This is a genomic window from Streptomyces lothianensis, assembly GCF_047779955.1.
Classification (GTDB): Bacteria; Actinomycetota; Actinomycetes; order Streptomycetales; family Streptomycetaceae; genus Streptomyces.
In genome coordinates, this window is record NZ_JBLMKT010000137.1 from 1 (window position 1) to 488 (window position 488).

Sequence of the window (488 nt, forward strand, 5' to 3'; positions counted from 1 at the left end):
AACAGGAACGCCGAACGACCCGCCGACACCGTCCCCCGCACCACACCCGGGGCCGAAGAACCCTCCGCCAGCGCCCTCAGCAACGCCGCACGGTCGTCGCCGACGACCACCGCACGGTGCTCGAACGCCGTACGCGTCGACACCAGCGACCAGCCCACATCCACCGCAGGAACCTGGTCCACGAAGGTGAGTAGGCGCTCCGCCTGACCCGCCAACGCCTGCGGCGACTTCGCCGACAACACCCACGGCACCACCGGCAGCGCGACCGACGGCTCCTCGACGGCCTCCACCGGGTCCGGCTCTTCCTGTGCCTGCTCCAGGATCACGTGCGCGTTCGTGCCGCTGATACCGAACGACGACACACCCGCACGACGCGGACGGTCTCCCGCCGCCCGCCACTCCTGCGACTCCGTCAGCAGACGCACCTCACCCGCCGACCAGTCCACCTTCGACGACGGCTCATCCACATGCAGCGTCCGAGGCAACAC

The 488-nt window shown here is 70.1% G+C and carries 1 protein-coding gene; it reads right to left on the bottom strand.

Annotated features, from left to right (window positions below):
• Positions 1-467: ketoacyl-synthetase C-terminal extension domain-containing protein (locus tag ACLF6P_RS29950; protein ID WP_415954560.1), on the bottom strand; the 467-nt coding region annotated here is incomplete at its 3' end.
• Positions 468-488: the final 21 nt, after the last annotated feature.